The organism is Streptomyces sp. C, assembly GCF_000158895.1.
Classification (GTDB): Bacteria; Actinomycetota; Actinomycetes; order Streptomycetales; family Streptomycetaceae; genus Streptomyces; species Streptomyces racemochromogenes.
Map to the genome: position 1 here is coordinate 1431928 of NZ_GG657750.1, position 3102 is coordinate 1435029.

The window sequence follows — 3102 nt, forward strand, 5'->3', positions numbered from 1 at the left end:
GGTCGCCGCGCACGCGGAGGCCGACGCCCGGCTGCACCACCTGCCCGCGGCGCTGGCCCTGACGGCCGCCGGGCTGGTCGCCGTACGCGGGGTGCTGGACCTGCGCGCCGCCCGCGAGGAGGAGGCCCCGCCGCGCTTCGCCCGGCCGCCGAGGGCGGCCCTGCTGATCGGCGGGGTGGGCTTCTGCGCGGTCTTCGCGGAGGGGGCGAGCCTGGACTGGTCGGCGGTGTACCTGCGGGACGTGCTGGGCTCGGCGGCCGGGCCGGCGGCCGCCTCCACCACCGCGTTCGCGCTGACCATGGCGCTGGCCCGGCTGGCCGGGGACCGGGTGGTGGACCGGTTCGGGGCGGTGCGGACCGTACGGGCGGGCGGGGTGCTGGCCGTCGCGGGCGGGCTGCTGGTGGTCGGCGTCCGGGAGCCCGCGGCGGCCATGGCCGGCTTCGGGCTGATCGGGCTCGGCATCGCGGTGGTGGTGCCGCTGGCCTTCGCGGCGGCGGCGCGCAGCGGGCCGGCTCCGGGGCCAGGGCAATCGCCGGGGTCGCGACGATCACGTACACCTCGGGGCTGGTCGCGCCGTCGGCGATCGGGGCGGTGGCGGACGCCAGCTCGCTGGTGGTGTCGTTCGGGCTGGTGACCCTGCTGGCGGGCGCGCTGACCTTCGGGGCCGGGGTGCTGCGGACCGGGCGGGTGCCGGGCGGGGCTGCTCCCGCCAATCGGGACGAACCAGCACCTATCCGGCCGTAATATATCCGCTGGCCCGCTGCGGTGATCTCCTTGGTGATCTACCGGCAGGCGGCCAGGATCCTTGATCGGCCGACGGAACGGAAGTGGTGGGACATGGGCTTCGGCGTGCGCTGGACCCTGCACGGAGACGGGCGGACGCCCGCTCCCGGCGCGGTGGTGCGGCCCGAGGAGCGGCTGTCGTGGCCGCGCACCGCCGGACTCGGCGCCCAGCACGTCGTGGCGATGTTCGGCGCCAGCTTCGTCGCACCGGTCCTGATGGGCCTGGACCCGAACCTGGCGATCATGATGTCGGGCATCGCGACGGTGGTCTTCCTCCTCGCGACGCGCGGCCGGGTCCCCTCCTACCTGGGCTGCTCGCTCTCCTTCGTGGGCGTCGCTGCGGCGATCCGGGCGGGCGGCGGGGACAGCGCGGTGGTCACCGGCGCGGTCTTCACCGTGGGCGCGGCGCTGTTCCTGGCGGGTCTGGCCGTCCAGCGGTTCGGGGCGCGGATCATCCACGCGGCGATGCCGCCGGTGGTGACGGGCGCGGTCGTGATGCTGATCGGCTTCAACCTGGCGCCGGTGACGGCCTCGACGTACTGGCCGCAGGACCAGTGGACGGCGCTGCTGACCATGCTGTTCACCGGGCTCGCGGTGGTGTGCCTGCGCGGGTTCTGGTCGCGCATCGCGATCTTCCTGGGCCTGGTGTTCGGGTACGCCGTCTCCTGGGTCTTCGACCTGGTCTTCGGCAAGATCCACTCCACGGTGGGCGGCTCCGAGGCCGTGGACCACTGGCGGCTCGACCTCTCCGGCGTGGGCAAGGCCGACTGGATCGGGCTGCCGTCCTTCCACGCGCCGTCCTTCGAGTGGTCGGCCATCCTGATCGCGCTGCCGGTGGTGATCGCGCTGATCGCCGAGAACGCCGGGCACATCAAGGCCGTCGGCGAGATGACCGGCGACCCCCTCGACGACAAGCTCGGCACCGCCATCGCCGCCGACGGCGCGGCGTCCATGCTGTCCACCGCGGTCGGCGGCCCGCCGAACACCACGTACTCCGAGAACATCGGCGTCATGGCCGCCACCCGCGTCTACTCCACGGCAGCCTACTGGGCGGCGGCCGGCTTCGCCCTGCTCTTCGGCCTGTGCCCCAAGTTCGGCGCGGTCGTGGCCGCGATCCCCGGCGGCGTGCTGGGCGGCATCACGGTGATCCTGTACGGCATGATCGGCCTGCTCGGCGCGCAGATCTGGCTGAACGGCCGGGTGGACCTGCGCAACCCGCTGAACCTGGTGCCGGCCGCGGCGGGCATCATCATCGGCGTCGGCGGGGTCAAGCTGCACTTCACCGACAGCTTCGAGCTGGGCGGCATCGCGCTCGGCACGATCGTGGTGATCACCGGCTACCACGCGCTGCGCTACTTCGCCCCCGCGCACCTGAAGGAGCAGGAGCCGCTGCTGGACGCGGGCACGTCCGACTACGACGCGGACGCGGACACCGACGCCGGGGGCGGCAAGCGGGGTTGACGGCCCTTCGCCCGAACCGGCGAAGCGCACGGCCAAGTTCCCCGCGCGGGGCGTCCGGGCTGGGACGCTGCCCTGCATGGAAGCGGTACTCGCGCGGATGCGCGCCCTGGACGAGCGGCTCCCCGCGCAGGACGGTGTCGCCGTCTTCAACCGGGTGTACATGACCGTGACGCAGACCCTGCACCGGCGGATCGGCCAGGGCGAGTTCCCGGCGCCGCGGCGGGCGCAGACGCTGGCCGTGCGGTTCGCGGAGCGGTACCTGGCGGCGGTGGAGGCGGACCGGGCGCCGGCCTGCTGGCGCCCGCTCCTCCAGTACCGGCGCCACCCGGGCGTGCGGCCGCTCCAGCACGCGCTGGCGGGCATCAACGCCCACATCGGGCACGACCTGGCCCTGGCGGTGGTGTCCGCCTGCCGCGCCCTGGACTGCCCGCCGGCAGCCCTCGAAGCCGACTTCCACCAGGTCGGCGACACTCTGGTCTCCCTGGAGGAGCGCATCCGGGAGGACCTGATGCCGGGCCCGGACCTCCTGGAGGTCGCCGACCCGCTCACGCACCTGCTGGGCTCCTGGAGCCTGGAGCGGGCCCGGGCGGGCGCCTGGGCGTCGGCCCGCCTGCTGTGGACGCTGCGGCGCTCGCCCGACCTGGCGGAGGAGTTCGAGGAGTCCCTCGACGCCGGGGTCGGCCTGGTGGGGCGCTGCCTTCTGACGCCGACGGCCCGCCGCTCCGCTGCGCGGTGCTGCCCGACGTCCTGGTGACCCCCCGCTGCGCAGTGCCGCGCGACCGGGTGCCGCCGTCACGGGTACGGGGTGCCGCTGCGCGGGCTTGCTCCCCGCCCCACCCTTCGCCCGTTCCCTGGGGG

General features: G+C 74.8%; 2 protein-coding genes and 1 pseudogene. All 3 read left to right on the forward strand.

Features of this window, described 5'->3' with window-relative positions; translation table 11 throughout:
* Positions 1 to 744: pseudogene (locus SSNG_RS06240) on the forward strand (MFS transporter); the annotation flags it as partial.
* 93 nt (positions 745 to 837) lie between these two features.
* Positions 838 to 2244, forward strand: a complete 1407-nt coding sequence (locus tag SSNG_RS06245; RefSeq protein ID WP_007262961.1) for a solute carrier family 23 protein — start codon at positions 838 to 840, stop codon at positions 2242 to 2244.
* Positions 2245 to 2320: 76 nt separating this feature from the next.
* The gene (locus SSNG_RS06250) at positions 2321 to 2998 is read left to right on the forward strand and encodes a DUF5995 family protein (RefSeq protein WP_042800616.1); all 678 of its coding nucleotides are present in this window, start codon (positions 2321 to 2323) and stop codon (positions 2996 to 2998) included.
* The last annotated feature ends 104 nt before the right edge of the window (positions 2999 to 3102 follow it).

Bases quoted from the DNA above. Each gene is read 5' to 3' on its own strand.
- SSNG_RS06245 (WP_007262961.1), top strand. From the start codon at position 838: ATGGGCTTCGGCGTGCGCTGGACCCTGCACGGAGACGGGCGGACGCCC.
- SSNG_RS06250 (WP_042800616.1), top strand. From the start codon at position 2,321: ATGGAAGCGGTACTCGCGCGGATGCGCGCCCTGGACGAGCGGCTCCCC.